This is a genomic window from Roseateles sp. (assembly GCF_047654785.1).
GTDB lineage: Bacteria > Pseudomonadota > Gammaproteobacteria > Burkholderiales > Burkholderiaceae_C > Pelomonas.
Map to the genome: position 1 here is coordinate 216026 of NZ_JASGKQ010000002.1, position 21942 is coordinate 237967.

Below are 21942 nucleotides of genomic sequence, written 5' to 3' on the forward strand. Positions count from 1 at the left end.
GGTCAGCGCGATTTCATCTATAGCCGGTGAGTAGTTACTGATGCCCCGAAGCTACGCGCAGGCGCTGGACGGTCTGGTCTAGCTCGTACAGCAGGGTGCGGCGGGCATCGTCGCGCACCATGCTCTGGGGCATGGCTGGAATGGCCAGGCCCGCTCCGGTGCGAAGCCGGCGCGGGCCCGGTGTTGGCTAGGAGTCTGCGCGGCAGAAGGATTCGACAATGGTCATCAGAATTTCGACCGATCAGAACCGCTCAGGAGCGATTTTCTTGAGGTGGGCAGGGGTCCAGAACCCCTGAAACTGCCTGCTTTTGCGGCGCGCTGCTTCTGCCGCGCAAACTCCTAACTCAAAAGATCCATCAGAACGAGAAGCGCGCCGTCAACGTCGCCGAACGCGGCGTGCCGAGGTACAGGCGGGCGCCGCCGCTGTTCAGCGCCTGCAGGTAGACCTTGTCGGCGATGTTGGCCACGTTCAGCTGCAGGTTGACCTGCTTGGACAGGCGGTAGGAGGCCATCAGGTCCACCACCGTGTAGGCCGGCACATTGGGCATCAGGATCTGGTCCAGCGGCGTGGTGGTCGAGCTGATCTGGCGCTTCAGCTTGCCCATGTGGCGGGCACCGCCGCCGAGGGTCAGGTCGCCCCACTGGTAGGAGGTCCACAGCGTGGCCGAGAACTCCGGCGACCAGCGCACGCCGTCGGTGACGGTGACCACACCGCTGCTGGAGCTGACGCTCTGCTGGTTGATCTGCTTGGTCTTCATGGTCTGGAGGCCGGCGCTGATCTGCCAGAAGTTCGTGAGCTGGCCGACGGCGGCCAGCTCGATGCCCTCGACGCGGGTCTTGCCTTCCTGCAGGCTCTCCCGCGTGATCGGGTCTTGCGTGACCTGCTTGTCGTTCTCGGTGCGGTACAGCGCGGCGCTGACGTTCAGGCGCTTGTCCAGCAGCTCCCACTTGGTGCCCAGCTCGTAGTTGCTGGTTTCCTGCGGTTCCGCCGCGCCGGAGTTGATGCCGCTGGTCGACAGCGAGAAGTTGGCGCTGCCCGGGGGCGTCATGGAGTTGGCGACGGCGCCGTAGACCGTGCCGTTGTCGGCCAGCTTGTAGGTGGCGCCGAGGTTCCAGCTCGTGATCCAGTCGCTGTGGCGCAGCGCGTTGCGGTTGATGGTGTTGACGTTGCTGCCGGTGGCCTGGCCCGGGATCAGGCCGACCGAGGCCGACAGCGTCGAGATCGTGAAGTGCTCGTGGCGCAGGCCGGCGTTGAGCTTCAGCGCGTCGGTGACGCTGACGGTGTCGAAGACGTAGAAGGCCTGCGTCGTGGTGCGGCCCTCGCTGTTCGCGCCCGTCAGGTAGGGCGTGCCCATCGCGTCATTGGCGTTGGGGTTGTAGAGGTTGGCCGGCGGCGTGGTGGGAATGGCCTCGAAGGCGACGCCGTTGATGGTCTGCTTCGCGGTGCCGGTGCCCAGCGTGCGCTGCTCCTCGGCTGACAGCTCGATGCCGGTGGCCAGGTCGTGCTTCATGCCGGCCAGCGTGAACGAGGTGTTCAGGCTGGTCTGGTTGGCCAGGATCTCGTTGGTCTGGTCGATGCGCTGGCGCAGGCGGCTGATGGTCCACTGCTCCATCGGCAGCACCGTGGCGCTGGCGCCGCTGCCGGTGGTCGCGCCGATGCTGAGGATGCCGGTCAGCACGCGGTCCATGTGCGTGCGGCCGTAGCGCGAGAGGTTGCGCACGGTGGTGTCGCCGCCCAGGTCCATCTCCAGCTTGGCGGTCACCATGTCGGCATCGACCTTCTCATAGTCGTTGTTGCTGCCGTAGTACTGGTGGGTGGCGCGCGGCGCGGCGCGCACCGCGGCCGTCGCGTTGTAGAAGCCGGGGAAGCCGACCGTGGACGCGCCGCCGTCTGGCGTGTTGTCCTGGCGCACGTGCTGCGAGAACAGGTACAGGCGCGTCGGCGTGCCCAGGCCGAAAGCGATGGACGGGGCGATCGCCCAGCCCTTCTTCTTCACCACGTCGCGGCCGGGGACGCCGTTGTCCTGCGCCATCACGTTCAGGCGCGCGGCGCTGCTCTCGCCCAGGCGGAAGTTGCCGTCCACCGTGGCGCGCTTGCGGCTGTCGGTGCCCAGCGTCAGCGTGGCGTCTGTGATGGCGTCCAGCTGCGGCAGCTTGCTGATCAGGTTGAGGTAGCCCGCGCTCGCGCCGCGGCCCGTGTCGGCGCCGGCCGGGCCCTTGACGATCTCGATCTGCTCCAGGTTGAACACGTCGCGCGTGATGGCGCCCAGGTCGCGCACGCCGTCCACGAAGGTGGAGGTCTGCAGCGAGAAGCCGCGCATCTGGAAGGTGTCGCCGGCCGAGGTGTTGCCGTTCTCGCCCAGCTGCATCGTGATGCCCGGGGTGTTCTGCAGCGCCTCCATCAGCGAGACGGCGCCCTGTTCCTGCAGGGTTTCCTTCTTCACGACCTGGATGGTCTTGGGCGTCTCCAGCAGCGTCTGCGTGATCTTGGACGAGGCGCTGACGTCGGCCTTGAAGGGCACTTCCTTGCCGGCCCGCACCTTCACGGCGGGCAGCGCGGCGTCATCCTTCTTCGCGTCGGCGGCGGGCGTGGCGGCCGTCGCGGTTTGTGCGGCCAGCGGCAGGCTGGCGGCGCTCAATGCGGCCAGTGCGGCCAGGGCATGGGGGGCAAGCTTGTGCTTGCGGCTTTTGATCAGGGACATGGGAACTCCAAGGGGTCGGCGGGCGCTAGACACCCGCCAGCGCGGGTCGCGCGCCGGGCCGGGGGGGCGGGAGAAAACTCGGGGGGCGGAAATGTTGCTGGCGCCAGCAACAATGTAAATGTTAATGATTCTTATTAAGAATCACGAAAAGCCCCGCCTCCATGGGGTCAAGCGTTGCATCCATGCGACGCCCGCAGCGGGGCGCTCAGCGCCCGGATCGCTGACGGGTCACACCTCGGCCCAAAGGCGCAGCAGGTTGTGATAGTGGCTGGTGAGCGCCACCGCCTCGGGCGTTTCGCCGTGGCGTGCACGCAGCTTCTGGATGGTCTGGTCCAGCTCGAACAGCATCGTGCGGTGCCAGTCCAGGCGCACCATGCTCTGCACCCAGAAGAACGCGGCGACGCGCGCGCCGCGCGTCACCGGCGTGACCTTGTGCAGGCTGGTGGAGGGGTAGAGGATCATGTCGCCCGCGGGCAGCTTGACCTCGTGCTCGCCGTAGGTGTCGGTGACGGTGAGCTCGCCGCCGTCGTATTCGTCCGGGTCGCTGAGGAACAGCGTGCACGAGATGTCCGAACGCACGTGCCAGCGCGCGTCCGGCGGGCCCATCACCAGCACCGAACCGTCGACGTGGAAACCGTACTCGCCGCCGCCCTGGTAGCGGTTGAAGCGCGGCGGCAGCACCTTGGTCGGCAGCGCCGCCGAGAAGTACAGCGGGTTGCGCTCCAGCGCCGCCGACACGACCCGCCCTGCCTCGGCCCGCACCGGCGAGGCCTCGGGCAGTTGCAGGTTGTGCTTGAACTGCGCGCCCTGCGCGCCGACGGTCTCGCGGCCGTCGGCCCAGTCGGCGCGGTCCAGGCGCTCCCGCAGGCCCGCGACTTCGTCGCGGGTCAGGACGGCGGGCACGTGCAGCAGCATGGCGCGCTTCCGGTCAAGCCGAGGTCAGAACTTGTAGCTGCCGGTCAGGATGAACTGGCGCCCCGGCGCGACGTAGGCCATGTGCGGGTTCTGCGGCCGCTCGTAGTAGGTCTTGTCGGTCAGGTTGCTGATGTTCAGCCGCACGCTGGCGTTCTTGTTGATCTGGTAGCTGACCATCGCGTCGAAGCGCGTGTGGGCCGGCAGCCAGACCGTATTCGCCGGGTCCGAATAGACCTTGTCCACGTGGCTCGCGCCGGCACCGAGTTGCAGGCCCGGGGCCACCGTGTAGGTGCTCCACAGCGTGAAGCTGCTCTTGGGCGTGTTGGCGAACTGCTTGCCGTTGTTCGCCGAGGGCGTGCACACCGGCGGCTTCGCGTTGGTGCAGCTGTAGCCACCGTCCACCAGCTCGCTGTCGAGGTAGGTGTAGCCCGCCGAGAGGTTCCAGGCCGGCGTGATCGCGCCCGTGACGCCGAGCTCGACACCCTTGATCGCCTGCTCGCCGACCGTGGCGGTGACGCCCAGGTCGTTCGTGACCTTGGCATTGGTCTTCTTCATGTCGAAGATGGCCGCGGTCACCGAGAGGCGGTTGTCCAGCAGCTCCCACTTGGTGCCCAGTTCCAGGCTGCGGGTCTTTTCGGGATCCAGGTCCTTGTTGGTCAGCGCCACCGCCGATTCGGTGCTGTCGCCGCTGGCGAAGCCGGACGGGCTGGCCGACGTGGCCAGGCTCAGGTAGATGCTGCCGTTGCTGGCGGGCTTGAACACCACGCCGACCTGGTAGTTGAAGAGGTTGGCGTCGCTCTTGATGTCCTGGGCCTGCTGCGCGGTGGTCAGCGGCGCGCCGTCGGCGTTGTAGGCCGTCTGGCGGGTCTTGAAGTGGTCGTAGCGCAGGCCCAGGTTCACCAGCCAGTGCTCGGTCACCGTGAGGGTGTCGAAGGCGTAGAGCGCCTGCACGTCGGTCTTGGTCTTGTTGCCGGCCGTCGCGCGGCCGACCACGCCGTTCCACAGGTCGTTCGGGTTCGGGTTGGCGATGTGCGCGTAGGAATTGCCGGTGACCGTGTAGCCGCGGCTGTCCAGTTCCGAGCTGCTGATCTCCAGGCCGGCGGTGTAGCTGTTGCGCAGCCCGCCGAGGTCGAAGTCGCCGACGATCTCCGTCTGGTTGATCCAGGCGTCGGTCTTCACGTTGCGGTTCTTCTGGCTGCGCCACAGGTATTCGCCGCTCGCGTCGTTGCGGGTCGAGCCGCGGGGCGGCGTGTCGGTCAGGTTGGTCGGCGTGGGGTCCGCGTTGTACCAACCCGCGCTGTCGGCAGGGTTGGTGACGATGTAGTCGTTGTACGACTGGGTCAGGCGGGTGCGGTTGCGCAGCGTCAGCTTCTCGTCGAAGCGATGCTCCAGGCGCAGCGTGCCGGAGTCCTGGCCGGTCTTGCGGAAGTCGCGGTCCTTCAGGCCGTAGAAGTTCTCACGCTTCGTGCTGATCACGGTGTCCCGGGTCGCGTGGCCCGAGTTCAGGCCCGCCGCTTCGTTCGGCGTGCCGGCGCCGCCGGCGAGCTTGAACGGGATGCCGTAGTCGGGCAGGCCGTCGCTCTTGAACGAGTACAGGTCCACGCCGATCTGCGTGGGCGTGCCCAGGCCGGTGGAGAAGGACAGCGCCGCGCCGGTCTTGCTGTCGAAGACGGCATCGCGGCCGGCCACGCCGCTCTTCTCGCGCATCGCGTTCACGCGCACCGCGGTGGTTTCGCCGATCTGCTGGTTCAGGTCCGCGGTGACGCGCTTGTAGCGGGCCGTGCCCAGGCCCAGGTCGAAGGCGCCGGAATTGCCCCGCCGCGCCTGCTTGCTGGTGAGGTTGATCGAGCCGCCGGTCGAGCCGGCGCCGCCGAAGGCGGAGTCCGAACCCTTGACGACGTCCACCTGTTCGATGTTGAACACGTCGCGCGACTGCGAGCCGGGGTCGCGCAGGCCGTCGATGTACATCGAGGTCTGGCTGTCGTAGCCGCGGATGAAGGGGCGGTCGCCGGTCGGCGTGCCGCCCTCGCCCTGGCCGAAGGTGATGCCCGGCACGGTGCGCAGCGCTTCCTGCACGCTGCGGGCGTTGGTTTCCTCCAGCACCTGCTTGGGAACGACCGTCACCGACTTGGGCGTGTCCACCAGCGGCGCGGTGAACTTGGTGTTGCCGGCGCTGTCGGCCTTGAAGGGCACTTCGTTGCCCGCCCGCACCTTCACGGCAGGCAGGGCGGCCTCGTCCTTCTTCGCGTCGGCGGCGGGTGCGGTCTGCGCGGCCAGCGGCAGGCTGGCGCTCAGCGCGGCCAGCGCGGCCAGGGCATGGGGGGCAAGCGCATGCTTGCGGCTCTTGATCAGGGACATGGAAGCTCCAGGGAATTCGAAAGGGGGCGACGGGCGAAAACACCCGCCAGCGCGCGGATCGCGCGCCGGGCCGGAGGGGGCAGGGAGAAGAACCTCGGGGGGTGGGCACGGTTGCTGGCAGCAGCAACGATGCAAACGCCAATAATTCTCATTAACTGGCGTCAAAAAGTCCCGTCGTCATGAGGCCGGGCGTTGCATTCACGCGACGCCTGAGCCGGGGTGGCCCGCTCAGCGCTCGGGTTCGCTGACGAATCCGACCTTGGAGAGGCCGGCCTTGGAGGCGTCGGCAAGGGTCTGGGCGACGGTCTTGTAGGCGGCGTCCTGGTCGGCACGCAGGTGGATCTCGGGCTGCACGGGCTTCTTGCCTTCGGCCAGGAAGCGCTGCTGCGCCTCCTCCCGCGTCACCACCTCGCCATTCCAGTAGCGCTGGCCCTGCGCGTCGATGGCGAACTCGATCTTGTCCGGCTTGACCTCGTTGGTTTGCGAGCTCACCTTGGGCAGGTCCAGCTTGACCGCGTGCGTCAGCAGCGGCGCGGTGACGATGAAGATCACCAGCAGCACCAGCATCACGTCGATCAGCGGCACCATGTTGATCTCGGCCACCGGCGCGTTGCCGCGCTTGTTGTCGAAGGAGGCGAAGGCCATCGCGCGCCCTCCCTCAGTGCGCCGCCGCGGCGGGTTTGAGCGGGCGCACCGTGGCCGCCGCGCCGGTCTGCGCGGCCGCCCCGGGCGCCTCGCCCAGCGTCAGGAAGCTGTGCAGCTCGTAGGCGAAGGCGTCCAGCCGCGCGGTCAGCACGCGGTTGCCGCGCGTGAAGGCGTTGTAGGCCATCACCGCGGGGATGGCCACGGCCAGGCCGATGCCGGTCATGATGAGCGCCTCGCCCACCGGGCCGGCGACCTTGTCCAGCGTGCCCGCGCCGCTCATGCCGATGGCCAGCAGCGCGTGGTAGACGCCCCAGACGGTGCCGAACAGGCCGACGAAGGGGGCCGTGGCGCCGATGGTGGCCAGCGTGGTCAGGCCGGATTCGAGCTGGGTGGTTTCCTCGTCGAGCACCTTCTTGATGGTGCGGGTGATGAAGTCGTTGGCGGTGCCGGCCTCGGCGAGCTTGGCCGCGCCGTGGCGGGCGTGGTGGGCCTGGGCGTGCAGCGCGTGGGCGGAGAGGTGGGAGAAGGGGTCGCGCGCGCCGTGGGTGTTGAGCTCGGCCTGCACCGCGTCCAGCGAGCGGGCGTTCCAGAAGAAGTCCAGGAAGGTCGCGGCGCGCTTGTTGCGCAGGAACTGCGCCACGCCCTTGGCGACGATCAGGCCCCACGAGACGATGGACATCACCACCAGCACCCCGAGCAGGAACTTTCCCACGGCGTCCGACTGGGCGATGAAATGGCCGAACCCGGGGGCTGGCGTGGCGGTGGCGAGGGCGGTGGCGTCCATGGGGATTTTTCAGTTAGCGATCAAAGTTCGTAGACCAGCGGGGCCAGGGTCTGCCATTCGACGGGCTTGCCGTCTTCCATATAGGGCACGAAGCGGGCGCTGCGGATGTCGTGCAGCGCCGCCTGGTCGATGCGCTCGAAGCCCGAGGAGCGCTGCACGGTGGCCTGCTTGAGCCGGCCCGCGGCGTCCACGGTGATACGCAGCACGACCGTGCCCTCCTCCCGCGCGCGTCGGGACAGCGCCGGGAAGTGCAGCTCGGGCAGCCGCTCGTAGCGCACCGCGCTGGGCGCGATCTGGCGCGGCCCGGGGGCGACGGCCGGCGGCGCCGGGGGCGCGGGCGGGGCCGGCGCCGCAGCCACCTGCACGGGTGCCGGCGGCGCGGGATCCGGCTCCGGCGCGACGAAGGCGGCCGGCGCCGGGCTGGGCGACGGCGCCGCCGCGATGATGGGCGCCGGCGTGGGCGCGACGCGCCGGGCCGGCGCGGGAGGCGGCGGCGGTGGCGCGGGCTTGGGCGGCTCCGGCGGCGCGATCATGTTGACCATCAGCACCGGCGCGACCTCGCGCACCGCGCTGCGCACCGCGTCGACCTGCAGCAGCGCCCAGCCGCCCACCAGGTGGGCCACGACGACGCCGCCAATCAGCGCCCGCCGGCCGTTCGGGCCGAGTTCATCGCCGCGCGCGGGCGGCAGTGCCGGCGCCAGCAGCGGCCGCTGCGGTGCGGGCGAGGCGGTTTCGACGGCAAGGGGGGCAGCTGAAGTCACGCCGGACGGGCCTGGATAGGGAAAACCACATGCTAGCACTAAATGCGAATTATTCCCATTACGTATCTGTTCATTGCTCTGATAAGCAGGCGCGAAGTGTCGGTATGCTCTCCGGCATGAAGACACTCATCCGCTGGTTGCTGCTGGCCGGTGCCTTGCTGCTGGTGGCGCACCTCTACCCGGGCGTGGTGGTGAAGAGCTTCACCTCGGCGCTGATCGCGTCGCTGGTGATCGGCCTGCTCAACACCATCGTGCGGCCCGTCCTGGTGCTGCTGACGCTGCCGGTGACGGTGCTGACGCTGGGGCTGTTCCTGTTCGTCATCAACGCGCTGATCTTCTGGGCCGCGGCGACCGTGCTGGATGGCCTGACGGTCACCGGCTTCGGCGCGGCGCTGGTCGGCTCGCTGATCTACAGCCTGTGCGGCATGGTCATCGACGTGGTCGTCGAACGGCTGGGCTGAGCCCTAATTCGGCAGCTCGACGTCCGGCGGGATGTAGCGGCCGCGGTACATCTCGGCGAGCAGGGACTGGCGCTCGTACACCAGCGTGCGCAGCCGCGCGTCGATGACGGAGGCTTCCACCTGGTCAGCGTCCGGCCCGCGCGACTGGCGCAGCCCGGAGCGCAGCCGGTCGATCGCGCCGTTCAGGTCACCGGCAGCGGCATGGGTTTCGGCCCGGGCGCGGATGGCGCGCAGCGGCTGCCCCAGCTTTTCCCAGACCAGCGCGAGCTGCGACCAGGCATAGGCGTCGTGCGGCTCCAGGCTGACGTGCGTCTGCAGCGCCTCGGCCGCGTCGCGCAGCGCCGGGTCCGCGCCGGCGGCCAGCGCCAGGCCCACGCGCTGCAGCAGCAGCGGGCGGGACTTCTCGTTCAGCCGGTCCAGCGCGGCGATGCCGTCCGCCGGCCGGCCGCGCGCCTGCGCGAGCTCGGCGCGCAGGTAGGTGAGCTGGCGTGACGCGGCGGCCCGCTCCGCGTCGCCGGGCGCCAGCAGCTGCAGCGTCAGCTCGGCGCTGCGCAGCGAGGCCTCGGCGCGGTCGAAGTGGCGCAGCTTGATGGACGCCAGCGCCGCCGCGTAGCGCGCGCCGAGCTGCTCGTAGCCGCCGCTGTCGCGCAGGTTGCGGGCACCGGCGTCGTAGTTCTCCAGCACCTGCCAGGCCTCCACGCGCGGGTCCATCAGCACGCGGGCGCGGGCCGCCATCAGCGCGTGCTCGGCCAGCCCTCGCGGACGCGCGAAGGGCTCCAGCGCCAGGCGCGTGCGCGCATCGCCGATGCGCTCGGTGGTCAGCGGGTGGGAGCGCAGGTAGGGGAAGGCGCCGTTGTCCATCAGGTGGTAGGCCTGCTCCATGCGCTCGAACATGCTGACCATGCCGCTGCCCGCGAAGCCAGCCTCGACCAGCACGTTGAAGCCGACGCGGTCGGCCTCGCGCTCCATGTCGCGCGAGAAGTTCAGCGACATCTGCGCGGTAGCCGCCTGGCCGCCGATGATGCCGGCGTTGGCCATGTCGATGTTGCCGCGCGACGCGGCCAGCACGCCCAGCAGCAAGCCGGCCACGGCCACCCAGCTGTTGCGCGAGTCGCCCGCGATGCGGCGCGCGATGTGGCGCTGCGTGACGTGCGAGATCTCGTGCGCAATGACCGAGGCCAGCTCGTCGCGCGACACCGTCATGGCGATCAGCCCCAGGTGGGTGCCGACGTAGCCGCCGGGCATCGCGAAGGCGTTGACGCTCTTGTCCTCGACCAGGAAGGGCTCCCACGCGAAGCGGGTCTGCGTCTCGTCGCTGATGTTGCCGAGCTTGCGCGCGGCGGCGATCAGCGGGTTCCAGATGCCGTCCAGGTACTCGCGCAGCAGCGGATCCTGCACATAGGCCGGGTCGATGCGGATCTGGCGCATGTAGCGCTCGCCGAGCTGGCGCTCGGTGCCCACGTCGAGGTCTTGCGACACCGCGTCGCCGAGGGCGGGCAGGTTGACCTGGGCCCGCAGCGGCGCGCCGGGCAGCGCCAGCGTGGCGGCCGCGACCAGCGTGATCAGGGGGCGGGCGGCGAACGGCTTCTTCATCATCGAACAGGGGCTCCGGCCGGCCACGGGCCGGCTGCCTATGATGCCCGCATCTCGGTTTCCTGTTTGTTTCTCCGGCATGACCCCACCGCTTTCCCACTTCGACGCGCAGGGCCAGGCCCGCATGGTGGACGTGTCGGCCAAGGCCGAGACGCACCGCGTCGCCGTCGCCGCCGGCGAGATCCGCATGCGGCCCGAGACGCTGGCGCTGATCGCCAGCGGCAGCGCCCGCAAGGGCGACGTGCTGGGCGTGGCCCGCATCGCCGCCATCCAGGGCGCCAAGCGCTGCGCCGACCTGGTGCCGCTGTGCCACCCGCTGCCGCTCACGCGGGTGTCGGTGGACTTCGAGCTGGACGAGGCCGGCTCGCGCGTGCGCTGCCGCGCCCAGGTCGAGACGCTGGGCCGCACCGGCGTCGAGATGGAGGCGCTGTGCGCGGTGCAGCTGGGCCTGCTGACCATCTACGACATGTGCAAGGCCGCCGACCGCGGCATGGTCATCGACGGCGTGCGCGTGCTGGAGAAGCAGGGCGGCAAGAGCGGCGGGTGGTGCGCGGACGAGGCGGCGGGCCCACCCGGCTAACGCCGCGCCGGGCGCGCGCTCACGGCCGGTCCACGACGACGACCTCCCCGCCCGCCTTGCCGACGCCCCGGATCTCCGGCCGGTACATGTCCTCCGCGAAGGTCGCCGGCACGACGTAGCGGCCCGGCGTCACCGCGCGCAGCAGGTAGAACAGGTCCATCGGCGCGCCCAGCCGCGCTGCGGCGACGAAGCGGTCGTCGCGGTACTCGGTGTGGACGATGCGCTCGCTGGCGTTGGCCTGCGCGACGTTCACGCCGTCCACGGTGAACTCGCCGGCCTGCGGGCCCTGGCTGAGGTTCAGGTTCTCGATCTCGAAGCCGGCCGGGATGCGGTCCACCACCAGGCCGTCCCGGATCTCCTGCGACGCCTTCACGCGCAGGCGGACGATCAGCATCTCGCCGGTGGCGAACTGCCGCCGCGTCGCCACCGGCCGGCCGTCGCTCGTGAACAGCGCGCGCTCGACGCTGATGGCCCCGCTCGCGGGCGCCGGCGGCCGGGTCGGGTAGCCCTGGGCCGCCACGTCCAGGTAGACCGGGCGGCTGCCTTCGTTCTTCAGCGCGACGCCGCTGCGCACCTGCGCCGGCCCCAGGCTCTGCTGGCCGGTGCCGCGGCCGGCCCAGCCGCCGGCCTGGCCGCCGACCGTGAGCGTGGTCGTCCAGGCATCGTCGCGGCCGGCGCCGTCCGTCGCGGCCTGCACCGCGAGGAACAGGGCCAGGCGCTCCTGCGTGGCGTAGTGGCTGCGCTGGCGGAGGTCGTCGGCCAGGTCGAACAGCAGGTTCTCGCGCCGGTCGTGCCCGATCTTGTGGCGCAGCAGCAGCGCGTAGGCCAGCGCGCGGTCGCGCACGCGGGAGCCGTAGTCGCCCAGCCAGGGGTCCCAGCCGCCGTCGGCCGGCTGGTAGCCGTAGCCGCGCTGCATCGCGTCGTCCAGCGCGGCGCGGGCGCGGGCCGGGTCGCCCATGGCCTGGAGCGCCAGCGACAGGTGGACCAGCGGCAGCGGCGACAGCGCGCTGGCGCGGTGCCGGTCGTGCAGCGTGCGCAGCGTGGCCAGCGGCGCGCGCTGCTCGCGGGCCAGCACATGGCCCATGTGGGCGGCCTCGGCGAAGCGCTGGTGGGCCAGGCGCAGGGTCTCGGCGTCGTGCGGGTCCAGCAGCATGCCGCTGTCGTTGCGGCGCGGCGCCCGGGGCGGCGCGAGCTGCTGGCCGGGGCTGCGCTGGAACTGCTCGGTCAGGTTCTCCAGCGCCTTCTTCAGCGGCCCCTCGGGCACCGCGAAGCCGGCGTCGCGGGCGTCCTGCAGGAAGCCGGTGACGTAGGCCGTCAGCCAGCCTTCGTAGGCGTCGCCGGCCGCCCACAGGCCGTAGCCGCCGCGCGCCTGCTGCATGCCGGCCAGGCGGGCGAAGGCGGCGTCCAGCCGCCGGGCGCGCTCCTCGCGCGGCAGCGGCGTCAGGCCCCAGCGCCGGGCAGCGTCCTCGTCGATGAAGACCAGCGGGTAGGCGCTGGAGGCGGTCTGCTCCAGGCAGCCGTAGGGGTAGCCCAGCAGGCCTTGCACCTGGGCCTGGATGTCCAGCGGCGGCGTGCTGCCGACGCTCAGGGCCAGCGTGGCCGAGCCGGCCCGGTAGGCGTCCAGCAGCGTGCGGTCGAGGGCCTGCGTGGCGCCGGGCTCCAGGCGGATGCGGCGGCTCTCGCGCACCCGCGGCGTGGCGGGCTGCACCTGCAGCGCGGCCTCGCGCTCCAGCCGGAGCGCCCCGGCGCTGACGCTCAGCCGCAGCGGCGCCAGGCCCTCGGCGTCCAGCGCCTCGGCCTGGAAGCGCAGGACCTGCCGCTGCCGGTCGGCCAGCCTCAGGGTCTGCGGCCCGCCGCCGATGCGCACCGGGCCGGTGGCGGACAGCGCGACGCGCACCTCCTGCGGCGCGCCGCTGAGGTTGGTCAGGTCCAGCGCGACGGTCGCCGTGTCGCCCGGCGCGATGAAGCGCGGCAGGTTCAGCTCGGCCACCAGCGGCGCGGCCACCACGGTCTCGGCCTGCGCGCTGCCATAGCGGTCCGCGCCGGACACGACGGCCATCAGGCGCAGCGTGCCGTTGAAGTCCGGCAGCTTGACGGGCACGCTCGCCTCGCCCTGGGCGTCCAGCTGCACCGGGCCGCTGAACAGGTCCACCAGCAGCAGCTTGCGCGGCAGCGACTGGGTGTCGCGCTTGCCGGCGTCGCCGCCGAAGCGCTGCTGCGCGACGTTGCCGTCCATCTTCTCGATGAGGCGGCCGTAGAGGTCCAGGATGTCGGCGCCGTAGCGGTGCTTGCCGAAGAAGAAGTCGGCCGGGTCGGGCGTCTTGAAGCCGGTGATGGCGAGGATGCCGGCGTCCACCGCGGAGACGGTGACGATGGCGGGCCGGCCGGCGAGCTGCGGCACCTTGACGCGCGCCGGCAGCGCGGTGGACGGCAGGGTCTTGGCCGGCGCCGCCAGCGCGACCCGGAGCTTGCGGTCGCCGCGGTCCAGCGGCAGGTGGACCAGGCCCAGCGCGCGGGCCGGCGTCACGCGGTCGCCGTCGCTGCCGGGGCGGAAGGCGGCCACCGTCACGTAGAGGTCGTTGCGCGCCCAGGCCGCATCCACCGGGATGTCCAGCGCCGTGCCCGAGGCCTTCACGGCCACGCGGCGGCTCCACAGCACCCGGTCGCCCTCCACGGTCACGATGGCCTGGCCGTCGTGCGGCGGCTTGATGGCGAGCCGGGCGACGTCGCCCGCCCGGTAGGGCGCGCCCTGGAGCTGCAGCTGCACGCGGTCGGGGCGGTTGCCGATGTCGTCGGCGTCCTGCGCGCCGTAGCCGGCGTAGAAGCCGTAGCGCAGCGCCTGGCCGGTCTGCGGGTCCGCGATTTCGAGCCGGTAGCGGCCCCAGCGCACCGGCAGGTTGACGGTGGCCTTGGCAGGCAGCTTCAGCGTGCGCGCCTCGACGGGCTCGTCCGTCGTCGTGAAGCCGGCGTGCCAGCCGCGGTTGTCGTCGTGGCGCCAGTACCACTGGCGCTCCTCGCGGACCAGCGTGAGCCGCAGGCCGCTGGCGGGCCGGAAGGCGCCGGTCGCGCCCACGCGCACCACCTCGAAGCCGGCCTGGCCGCCCTCGGGCGCGACGTCGCGGTCGAACAGCGGGCGCACGGCGACGAGGGCCGGCGCCGGCCACCAGCTGCGTTCGAGGCTGCGCACCACCGGCCGGCCGCCGCTCTCCAGCAGGCTGAAGGCGCCGCGCACGCGCATCGGCGAGCGGCGCCCGGCCAGCGGGGCGGTCAGCGTGACCTCGGCCCGGCCGTCGGCGTCCAGTTCGGCCTCGGGCAGGTCCTGCCGGGTGCGGGCCGGGTCGTCGGCGAAGTCGCCGAAGACGAAGCCGGGCAGCTGCTGCGCCAGCGGGTTGGCCAGGCGCTCGGTGGCGACGCTGGCCTGCAGCCGGTTGCCGGCGGCCGGGGCGCCGTAGAGGTAGTCGCCGCGCACCTGCACGGGCAGCCGGACCTCGCCGGCCAGCGGCGCCTCGGGCGCGGCCAGCGTGAGCTTCATGCGCTCGGGCAGGAATTCCTCGACCTTGAAGCTCCATTGCGCATCGGGCTGGCGGGCCGACGGGTCCACGCGGGCCTGCAGGGTCCAGCCGCCGGTGGGCGCGTCGGCCGGCAGCGCGATCGTGTGCTGGAAATAGCCCTGGCCCGGCTGGCGCGGCGGCACCAGCTGCTCGGCGAGCTTGCTGCCGTCGGGCTTCTTCACCGTCAGCGTCAGCGGCAGCAGCCGGGCCGGCAGGCGGCCGTCCGCGTCGCGCGACAGCACGGACACGTCGAAGCGCTCGCCCGGCCGGTACAGGTCGCGGCCGGCGTAGACGAACAGCTTGTGGCTGCGCGACGGGTGGCCGGTGGCCTCGAACTCACTGAGATCCAGCGCCGCGTCGCGCAGCGACAGCATGGCCATCTCGCCGCCCTGGCGCGCGAGCACCGCGCGGGCCCGGTCGTGCCGGCCCGTGAACACCGCGTGGCCCTCGCCGTCCGTCTGCGCCTGGGCCAGCGCCCGGCCGGCGTCGTCCACCAGCGTCAGCGCGACGCCGCCCTGGGCCTTGCCGCTCTTCAGCGAGGTGGTGAACACGTCGATCTGCGCCGCGTGGCGGCGCAGGTGCAGGCCGATGTCCGTCACGTAGTAGTGCGTGACCTGGTAGTCCCAGCCGAAGCGGCCGGGCTGGCTCATCACGGCCACGTAGATGCCGGGCTGCTGCAGCGCCGGGATCTTCTCCACCGGCAGGAAGCTGACGTTGCGGCGGTTGGCGCGCGGGTCGGTCTTGAAGCGGGCGAGGTAGACGCTGTCGGCCATCGCGCGCAGTTCGTCGAGCGCCCAGCCGCCGACCGTGCCCTTCAGGCGGCGCTGGCCGTCGCCCCAGCTGTCGTCGCCGCCGCCCTCGTCGGCGTGGCGTTCGCGGCGGCCGCCCACCTGCTCCAGGAAGGCGGGCAGCGCCTCCGGCTTGACGCGCAGGAACTGCAGGTCCACCTCGGGCGTGTTGACGCTGACCACCGGCAGTCCGCCGTTCTGCCCGGCCGGCAGCACCAGGCCGCGGCTGGCGAAGTAGAAGCTCGGCGGCATGGCCTCGCTGGTGGCCTCGCAGGTCTGCGCGGCGGCCAGCGTGGCGCCGCCGCGCGCGGCCAGGCCGGCGTTCATCGTGATGCGGTAGGCGCGGTCCGGCGTGGCGAAGGGCAGGTAGAGCACGCGCGGGTTGTCGCCCAGCACCCAGCGGGCGGCCAGCGGCTTGAAGCTGGCCGGGTCGGCCGGCGCGGCCGGGCTCGCGGGGTCGTCGGGGTCGGCCGGGCGGCCGGGCGGGGCTTCGGCGGCGCTCAGCAGCGCGCCGAAGTCCTGCCGCCGGTCCAGCGCCTGCGTGAACATGACGGCGATGGCGGGCGAGCCGTCCAGCAGCCGCGGCTTGCATTCGGTGAACGCGAAGGCGGCTTCCTCGCCGCCGATCTCGGCGCTGCTGGGCAGGGCCGGCGCGCGCTGCGTGAACCACCAGCCACCGGCCGCCGCCGCACCCGCCGCCACCACGGCCGCCACCGCGCCCTGAACCCGCCTGGATGCCATCGCCGCCCCTCCCGCTGAATGCGCGCGGCGAGTGTAGGAGTCCGGGAGGCCCTGAGCCGGGTCTCAGCGCAGCGGGCCAGCGGTAGCGGCAGGCGGGGCAGCGTCAGGCCGGCGCTGTGCGCCCTACGACGACCGCCAGGCCGCAGAGCACACAAACGAGTTCGACGGCCAGAACTGGCTTGCTGAGCCGGTAGGGCGCCGCCATTCCTTGGCGGCGTTTGGCCTCGGCAAGGTAGGCGATGAAGGCGGCAACGAACAGCCCACCGACGAGCCAACGCACGTGCGCTTCGCTCCCCGTCGCAAACGCCGTCATGGAGAGCGCGCCGATGAGCGCAATCGCCGCCCGGCCTACCACCAACCACCTGTTCTGCGACAGATTCATTTGCATGAGTCGCGCTCGTTATAACTCCATGGACTGCTCACACCGAAATCACCGCCGCCACGGTAGAACGTGGCCCTTGGCCCACCTGGAAGGAAGCTGCTGAACAAGTTTGATTGCAAATCTCCGATCGCAGAACGGACCGACATCGAAAGGGCAGAAAATGCGGTGCCGTTCATTAGGCTTGAGACCGAGCTCGCAAAGCCATCGACGGCTTGACCAAGCAAGTTAGACGACACAGCGTAGGTAGAAGGAGAATAGGTCGACCAAAGGCTGTTGATCGCCGACCCAAGCGCATATCCAGCGCCATAGGCCACGCTAAGCCGAGTACCAACAAAGGACGCCGTCTCGTATAACGCACCAGCGACGCCCAACGAACCGACCGGCGCAGTGCGGAATGACAGGTATACCTCACCAATCGTGTACCCGACAGTAGGCCCAGAATTAGGGATCATCATGCCGCCTGTAGCTCCACCGTTGGCGAACGATACCGTTGTCGCGCGCGATGTTGAAGGGTTCAGTGCACGCGTAAGCGCGTAGGCATTGGCGGGAGCTGATCGATATACTGCCGCATAGGTGTCCTCGAAACCGAAGTGATCTCCGACGCGGCGGATAGCGGCAGCATCCGCCGATATAGCGATGGTGTCTAGCAGCACTGCGTTCATGCCGCTATTCAAGGCTGATCGGTTATAAAGCATCGCCAGATCATTGAGCTCGGCGTCACTCAACGAGTGCAACAGAGCACGCATTTCATCGGGCTTCATCTTTCGAAAGTTCTGTTCAACGATCAGTTGGAAATTTTCTGAAATGACTGAGGCAATCTCCCACGGAGTGGTCGCTCCTTGCTCCAATGTGATGATCTCGTTCTTATAGAACTTACGCAAAACGCATCAAAACCGAAGGACTTCGCAGCTCCTGGCGCATCCGTTCGGACAGCCAACTGGTCTTGATCTGATACATCGAAGAGAGTTTTTCCTTGGCCACCGCCCGCAGCCGCAGCCAAACCAAGATCGCGCAGGCGATGTGGTTTCTCTGCATTCGCGCCTTGCGGCACTGACACTTCTCAACGCCCGTCAGCTGCTTGAGTTCTCGATGAAACTGCTCGATCTTCCAGCGCAGCGCACACGCCTCTTGCGTGCCCTGCGTCGAATCTTGAGCCAGATCGTTCGTCACGATCCAATCCGTGCGGTGGGAAGACACCGTCACCCGGAAGAGCTTCACCTTGTAGTCCCTGGGGAATCCCTTGATCTTGATCAGCTTGCCGCGCTCAGCCTCTTGTGCCGTCCAGCACAAGCCGCTCACTGCCCGGTACGGCGTTTGGCCGGCGCTGTCATCGACCAGCCGGTTGGCCTTGATCGGGCAGTAAAAGCGTTTGCCCAGGCTGTCCACCAGCAGCATCAGCTCCATCGTGGCGTACCAGGTGTCGAACAGCACCCGGGTGAAGGGCAGTGCTTTGTTGCCCGCAGCGCTGACCAACATGTCGCGCACGTGCTCCAGCTTGGTCTTGCCGTCCTGCTCGGGCGCAAACAATCGATAGTCGATGGGCCAATACTCGCCGGTGTCGGGGTTGACGTAGAGGCAGTTCACCAGGCCGATCCCTTTGATGATGCCGTGGGCATTGCCGCTGTACTGCCGGCGAACCAACTCGATCTGGTGCGAATGGCCTTTGTCGAGGATGGTGTCGTCAAACACGATGCATCCCCGGGGGGATGGAACGATGTCACGCTGCGCATGCTCCCAAACCAAGCTGGCCGACAGCTTGTCGCCTTGCAGGTACCGCTTCACCGCATCGTGGCTGAATCCCTGGCCGTGATCCGCAAAGTTCGTCATGGTGAAATTGGTCTGGCTGGTCAGGATGAACTGGCAGTAGTCGATTCTTTTGATGGACAATTTGCATGCTGAGGTCGATGCGGCAAATTATCCAACAAATACCATGCAGGGTCTATTTATTTAAACGTTTGCGTAAGTCCTATCTTACTCTGGCGCAAGGTAGGCGAAGACACTGTAGCGCTTGGAGAACTTGGAAGGGACTTCCCCTTTCCACTGCAATCTTTATCATCACGAGCTAGTGACGCCCCTGAAGCGAGTGCAGCGTAGGAAACGACTAGAAACGTTCTACGGGTGCACAACGCAACTCTCCACAGGTTGATGGTTATCTCATCCTAGGTGACGATATGACGCTTGACCAGGTGGCCAGTAGTTAATATTACGGATGCTGGCCACGTGAATATTCGCGCTGATGCGGGCATGCCGCTTGCCGTGCCAGCGCGTGTCCGAATGGGCACGCGCACATGTACAGCACGGTGCCAATCCCGGCGGCGGCACTGAACGCGCCGCCCTGGGCCGAGGACTACAGCTGAACGGCACCCACGCTGACGGGGGCTGGCGCTGGTGACAGCCGGCAACGCGCCGGGCGCTCAGGCGGCGCGCTTGGCGGCCGTCCAGCGCTCCCACAGCGCCACCGTCTCGCCCACCAGCCCGCGCCGGAAGGCGAGCACGCAGACGATGAAGATCAGCCCGGTGACCAGGCTGACGGATTCGCCCAGGCCGTTGAACCAGGCGATGCCGGTCAGCTGGGCCAGGAAGCCGCCCAGGTCGCCGATCTTGTTCTCCAGCGCGATGATGACCAGCGCGCCCACCATCGGCCCGACCAGCGTGCCCATGCCGCCCACCAGCGTCATCAGGATGACGAGGCCGGAGGTGGTCCAGATCGCGTCGGTCAGCGTGGCGAAGCCCAGCACCAGCGTCTTGGTGGCGCCGGCCAGGCCCGCGAGCGCGGCCGACAGCACGAAGGCCAGCAGCTTGAACTGGGCCGTGTCGTAGCCCAGCGAGGTGGCTCGGGCCTCGTTCTCGCGGATGGACGTGAGCACCTGGCCGAACGGCGAGTGGACGATGCGGTAGATGAGCCAGAACGCGGCGATGAAGATGGCCAGCACGACGTAGTACAGCGTCAGGTCGTTGGCGAGGTCCAGCCCCAGGAAGCTACCGCGCGGCACGGCCTGCAGACCGTCCTCGCCGCCGGTGAACGACGCCTGCAGGAAGAAGAAGTACAGCATCTGCGCCAGCGCGAGCGTGATCATCGAGAAGTAGATGCCCGAGCGGCGGATGGCCAGCAGCCCGAACACCAGCCCCGTGAGAGCCGCCGCGCCGGTGCCGGCGAGCAGGCCCAGCGGCGCCGGCAAGCCCCAGACCTTGAGCGCATGCCCGGCCGTGTACGCCGCCATGCCCAGGAAGGCCGCGTGGCCGAAGGACAGCAGGCCGGTGAAGCCGATCAGCAGGTTGAAGGCGCAGGCGAAGAGCGCGTAGCACATCACCTTCATCACGAAGATGGGGTAGGCGCCCACGGCGGGCAGCAGCGCGATGGCGGCGAACAGGGCCACGTAGCCCAGGAGCTTCTTGTTCATGCAGTGAGTCCCGCGGTCTTCAGGGGGGTCATTTCTCTTTGCCGAACAGGCCGGCGGGGCGCGCAAGCAGCACGAGGACCATGACGACGAACACGACCGTGTTGGACGCCTCGGGGTAGAAGACCTTGGTCAGCCCCTCGATCAGGCCCAGGCCCAGGCCGGTCAGGATGGAGCCGAGGATGGAGCCCATGCCGCCGATCACCACCACCGCGAACACGACGATGATGAGGTTGCTGCCCATCAGCGCCGACACCTGCAGGATGGGCGCGGCCAGCACGCCGGCAAAGGCCGCCAGCGCGACACCGCCGGCATAGGTCAGCGTCACCATGCGCGGCACGTTGATGCCGAAGGCCTGCACCAGCCGCGGGTTCTCGGTGCCGGCGCGCAGCTTGGCGCCCAGCGAGGTCTTCTCGATCAGCGCCCACACCGCGAAGCACACCACCAGCGAGGCGACGACGACCCAGCCGCGGTAGTTGGGCAGGATCATGAAGCCGAGGTTGGTGGCGCCCTGCAGCGCCTCCGGCACCGAGTAGGGCTGGCCGGACACGCCGTAGAAGCTGCGGAAGATGCCCTCGATGACCAGCGTGATGCCGAAGGTCAGCAGCAGGCCGTAGAGGTGGTCCAGCTTGTAGAGCCACTGCAGCAGGGTGCGCTCGATGACGATGCCGACCAGGCCCACGGCCAGCGGCGCCAGGCCGAGCATGACCCAGTAGTTCAGGCCCAGGTACTCCATCCCCATCCAGGCGAAGAAGGCCCCCATCATGTACAGCGCCCCGTGGGCGAAGTTGATGATGTTGAGCATGCCGAAGATGACCGCCAGGCCCAGCGACAGCATCGCGTAGAACGAGCCGTTCACCAGGCCCAGCAGCAGCTGGCCCAGGAGGGCCGGCAGCGGAATACCGAATAGTTCTGTCATGACATTTGCATTCCGATCCTGGACGCCCGCCGGGCCGCTCCCAAGGGCGGCCAGGGCCGATGTCGATGCCGGCCCGTGCCGGCATCGATCGGCGTCCCCTCGGGGGACCGGCTAGACACGCGCGCGTTCAGCGGCGCGAGGCTGGGCGAGGGGCTCACTTATTTCTTGACGAGCGGGCACTTGGAGTCGGCCAGCTTCGTGTAGGCCTGCGCCGCCGGGATGGTCTGCACGACCTTGTAGTAGTCCCAGGGCTCGGTGGACTCCTTGGGCGTCTTCACCTGCATCAGGTACATGTCGTAGCGCATGCGGCCGTCGGCGCCGATCTCGCCGCCCTTCGCGTAGAAGTCGTTGATCTTGGTGGCCTTCATCTTGGCCATGACCTTGTCCGGGTTGTCGGTCTTGAGCGCGTCCACGGCCTTCAGGTAGTGCGTGACGGCCGAGTAGTCGGCGGCCTGCAGCATGGAGGGCATGCGCTTGACCTTGTCGAAGAAGCGGCGGCTCCAGGCGCGCGCGTCGGCGCTCTGGTTCCAGTACCAGCCGTCCGTCAGGTACATGCCCTGCGTGGCCTGCAGGCCCAGCGAGTGCACGTCGTTGATGAACATCAGCAGGCCGGCGAGCTTCATCGTCTTGGTGATGCCGAACTCGTTGGCGGCCTTGATCGTGTTGATCGTGTCGCCGCCGGCGTTGGCCAGGCCGAGGATCTGCGCGCCGGAGCTTTGCGCCTGCAGCAGGAAGGACGAGAAGTCGCTGGCCGACAACGGGTGCTTGACGCTGCCCAGCACCTTGCCGCCGGCCTTCTGCACGACGGCCGTGGCGTCGGCCTGCAGGCTGGCGCCGAAGGCGTAGTCGGCCGTCATGAAGAACCAGGTCTTGCCGCCGGCCTTGACCACCGCGTTGCCGGTGCCGTTGGCCAGCGCGACGGTGTCGTAGGCGTAGTGGACGGTGTAGGGCGTGCACTCCTCGTTGGTCAGCCGCGAGCTGGCGGCGCCGATGGAGATGAAGGGCTTCTTCTTCTCGGCCGCGATCTTGGACATCGCCAGGCTGGTGCCGGAGTTGGTGCCGCCGACGAGCATGTCCAGGCCCTGGGTGTCGAACCACTCGCGCGCCTTGGAGGCGGCCACGTCGGCCTTGTTCTGGTGGTCGGCGAAGATCAGCTCGACCTTCTTGCCGGCGGCCACGCCCTTCATGTCGGCGATGGCCATCTTGATGGCCTCGACGCCGCCGGCGCCGTCGATGTCGGCGTACAGGCCGGACATGTCGGTGATGATGCCGATCTTGATGACGTCGCCCGAGACCTGGGCCTGGGCGCCGAGGCCGCAGCAGGCGAGTGCGGCGGCGGCGAGGGTGGTGCGGATCGCGTTCAT

At 69.3% G+C, this 21942-nt stretch carries 17 protein-coding genes; 2 read left to right on the forward strand and 15 right to left on the reverse strand.

All coding sequences use genetic code 11. The annotated features are described in order from the left end of the window. Window positions 1–34 precede the first annotated feature (34 nt). The 7 genes from QM788_RS05675 to QM788_RS05705 form a co-directional block, all read right to left on the reverse strand. Window positions 35–133 carry a hypothetical protein gene (locus QM788_RS05675; protein ID WP_415660507.1) on the reverse strand — a complete coding sequence of 33 codons (99 nt, stop codon included), beginning with the start codon at window positions 131–133 and terminating at the stop codon, window positions 35–37. A gap of 223 nt (window positions 134–356) precedes the next feature. Further along, window positions 357–2702 carry a TonB-dependent siderophore receptor gene (locus QM788_RS05680; RefSeq protein WP_415660508.1) on the reverse strand — a complete coding sequence of 782 codons (2346 nt, stop codon included), beginning with the start codon at window positions 2700–2702 and terminating at the stop codon, window positions 357–359. A 228-nt stretch (window positions 2703–2930) separates the two neighbouring features. Then, window positions 2931–3617, reverse strand: coding sequence for a Fe2+-dependent dioxygenase (locus tag QM788_RS05685; protein WP_415660509.1), 687 nt, complete (start codon window positions 3615–3617; stop codon window positions 2931–2933). A 24-nt stretch (window positions 3618–3641) separates the two neighbouring features. Beyond that, window positions 3642–5975 (reverse strand): TonB-dependent receptor, encoded by a 2334-nt coding sequence (locus tag QM788_RS05690; RefSeq protein ID WP_415660510.1) that lies wholly within the window; start codon window positions 5973–5975, stop codon window positions 3642–3644. A 228-nt stretch (window positions 5976–6203) separates the two neighbouring features. After that, entirely contained in the window at window positions 6204–6620 is a 417-nt protein-coding gene (locus tag QM788_RS05695) for an ExbD/TolR family protein (RefSeq protein WP_415660511.1), read from the reverse strand. Between the two features lie 13 nt (window positions 6621–6633). After that, window positions 6634–7404 (reverse strand): MotA/TolQ/ExbB proton channel family protein, encoded by a 771-nt coding sequence (locus tag QM788_RS05700; RefSeq protein WP_415660512.1) that lies wholly within the window; start codon window positions 7402–7404, stop codon window positions 6634–6636. A 20-nt stretch (window positions 7405–7424) separates the two neighbouring features. Continuing rightward, a complete protein-coding gene (locus QM788_RS05705) occupies window positions 7425–8165 on the reverse strand; it encodes an energy transducer TonB (RefSeq protein WP_415660513.1) in 741 nt (246 codons plus the stop codon). A gap of 116 nt (window positions 8166–8281) precedes the next feature. Here QM788_RS05705 and QM788_RS05710 point away from each other — a divergent pair, with 116 nt between their 5' ends. Continuing rightward, on the forward strand, window positions 8282–8626 hold the full coding sequence (locus tag QM788_RS05710; protein WP_415660514.1) for a phage holin family protein: 345 nt from the start codon (window positions 8282–8284) through the stop codon (window positions 8624–8626). 3 nt (window positions 8627–8629) lie between these two features. Here the strand turns inward: QM788_RS05710 and QM788_RS05715 are convergent, their stop codons facing one another. Then, a complete protein-coding gene (locus QM788_RS05715; protein ID WP_415660515.1) occupies window positions 8630–10222 on the reverse strand; it encodes a M48 family metalloprotease in 1593 nt (530 codons plus the stop codon). Window positions 10223–10298: 76 nt separating this feature from the next. Here QM788_RS05715 and moaC point away from each other — a divergent pair, with 76 nt between their 5' ends. Continuing rightward, window positions 10299–10799 carry a cyclic pyranopterin monophosphate synthase MoaC gene (gene moaC / locus QM788_RS05720; protein ID WP_415660516.1) on the forward strand — a complete coding sequence of 167 codons (501 nt, stop codon included), beginning with the start codon at window positions 10299–10301 and terminating at the stop codon, window positions 10797–10799. Window positions 10800–10818: 19 nt separating this feature from the next. Here the strand turns inward: moaC and QM788_RS05725 are convergent, their stop codons facing one another. The 7 genes from QM788_RS05725 to QM788_RS05755 all read right to left on the reverse strand — a co-directional run bounded on the left by QM788_RS05725 (window position 10819) and on the right by QM788_RS05755 (window position 21942). Beyond that, window positions 10819–15879 carry an alpha-2-macroglobulin family protein gene (locus QM788_RS05725; protein ID WP_415660517.1) on the reverse strand — a complete coding sequence of 1687 codons (5061 nt, stop codon included), beginning with the start codon at window positions 15877–15879 and terminating at the stop codon, window positions 10819–10821. Window positions 15880–15982: 103 nt separating this feature from the next. Next, the gene (locus tag QM788_RS05730; RefSeq protein WP_415660518.1) at window positions 15983–16267 is read right to left on the reverse strand and encodes a hypothetical protein; all 285 of its coding nucleotides are present in this window, start codon (window positions 16265–16267) and stop codon (window positions 15983–15985) included. After that, a complete protein-coding gene (locus tag QM788_RS05735; RefSeq protein WP_415660519.1) occupies window positions 16258–17142 on the reverse strand; it encodes a hypothetical protein in 885 nt (294 codons plus the stop codon). Before QM788_RS05735 ends, QM788_RS05730 begins: the two co-directional genes overlap by 10 nt. Beyond that, the gene (locus QM788_RS05740) at window positions 17135–18148 is read right to left on the reverse strand and encodes a transposase (protein WP_415659779.1); all 1014 of its coding nucleotides are present in this window, start codon (window positions 18146–18148) and stop codon (window positions 17135–17137) included. The genes QM788_RS05735 and QM788_RS05740 overlap by 8 nt, the downstream gene beginning before the upstream one ends. A 527-nt stretch (window positions 18149–18675) precedes the next feature. Next, window positions 18676–19662 carry a branched-chain amino acid ABC transporter permease gene (locus QM788_RS05745; protein WP_415660520.1) on the reverse strand — a complete coding sequence of 329 codons (987 nt, stop codon included), beginning with the start codon at window positions 19660–19662 and terminating at the stop codon, window positions 18676–18678. 28 nt (window positions 19663–19690) lie between these two features. Further along, complete coding sequence (locus QM788_RS05750; RefSeq protein ID WP_415660521.1) at window positions 19691–20578, reverse strand: branched-chain amino acid ABC transporter permease; 888 nt, start codon at window positions 20576–20578, stop codon at window positions 19691–19693. A 158-nt stretch (window positions 20579–20736) separates the two neighbouring features. After that, a complete protein-coding gene (locus QM788_RS05755) occupies window positions 20737–21942 on the reverse strand; it encodes an ABC transporter substrate-binding protein (protein ID WP_415660522.1) in 1206 nt (401 codons plus the stop codon).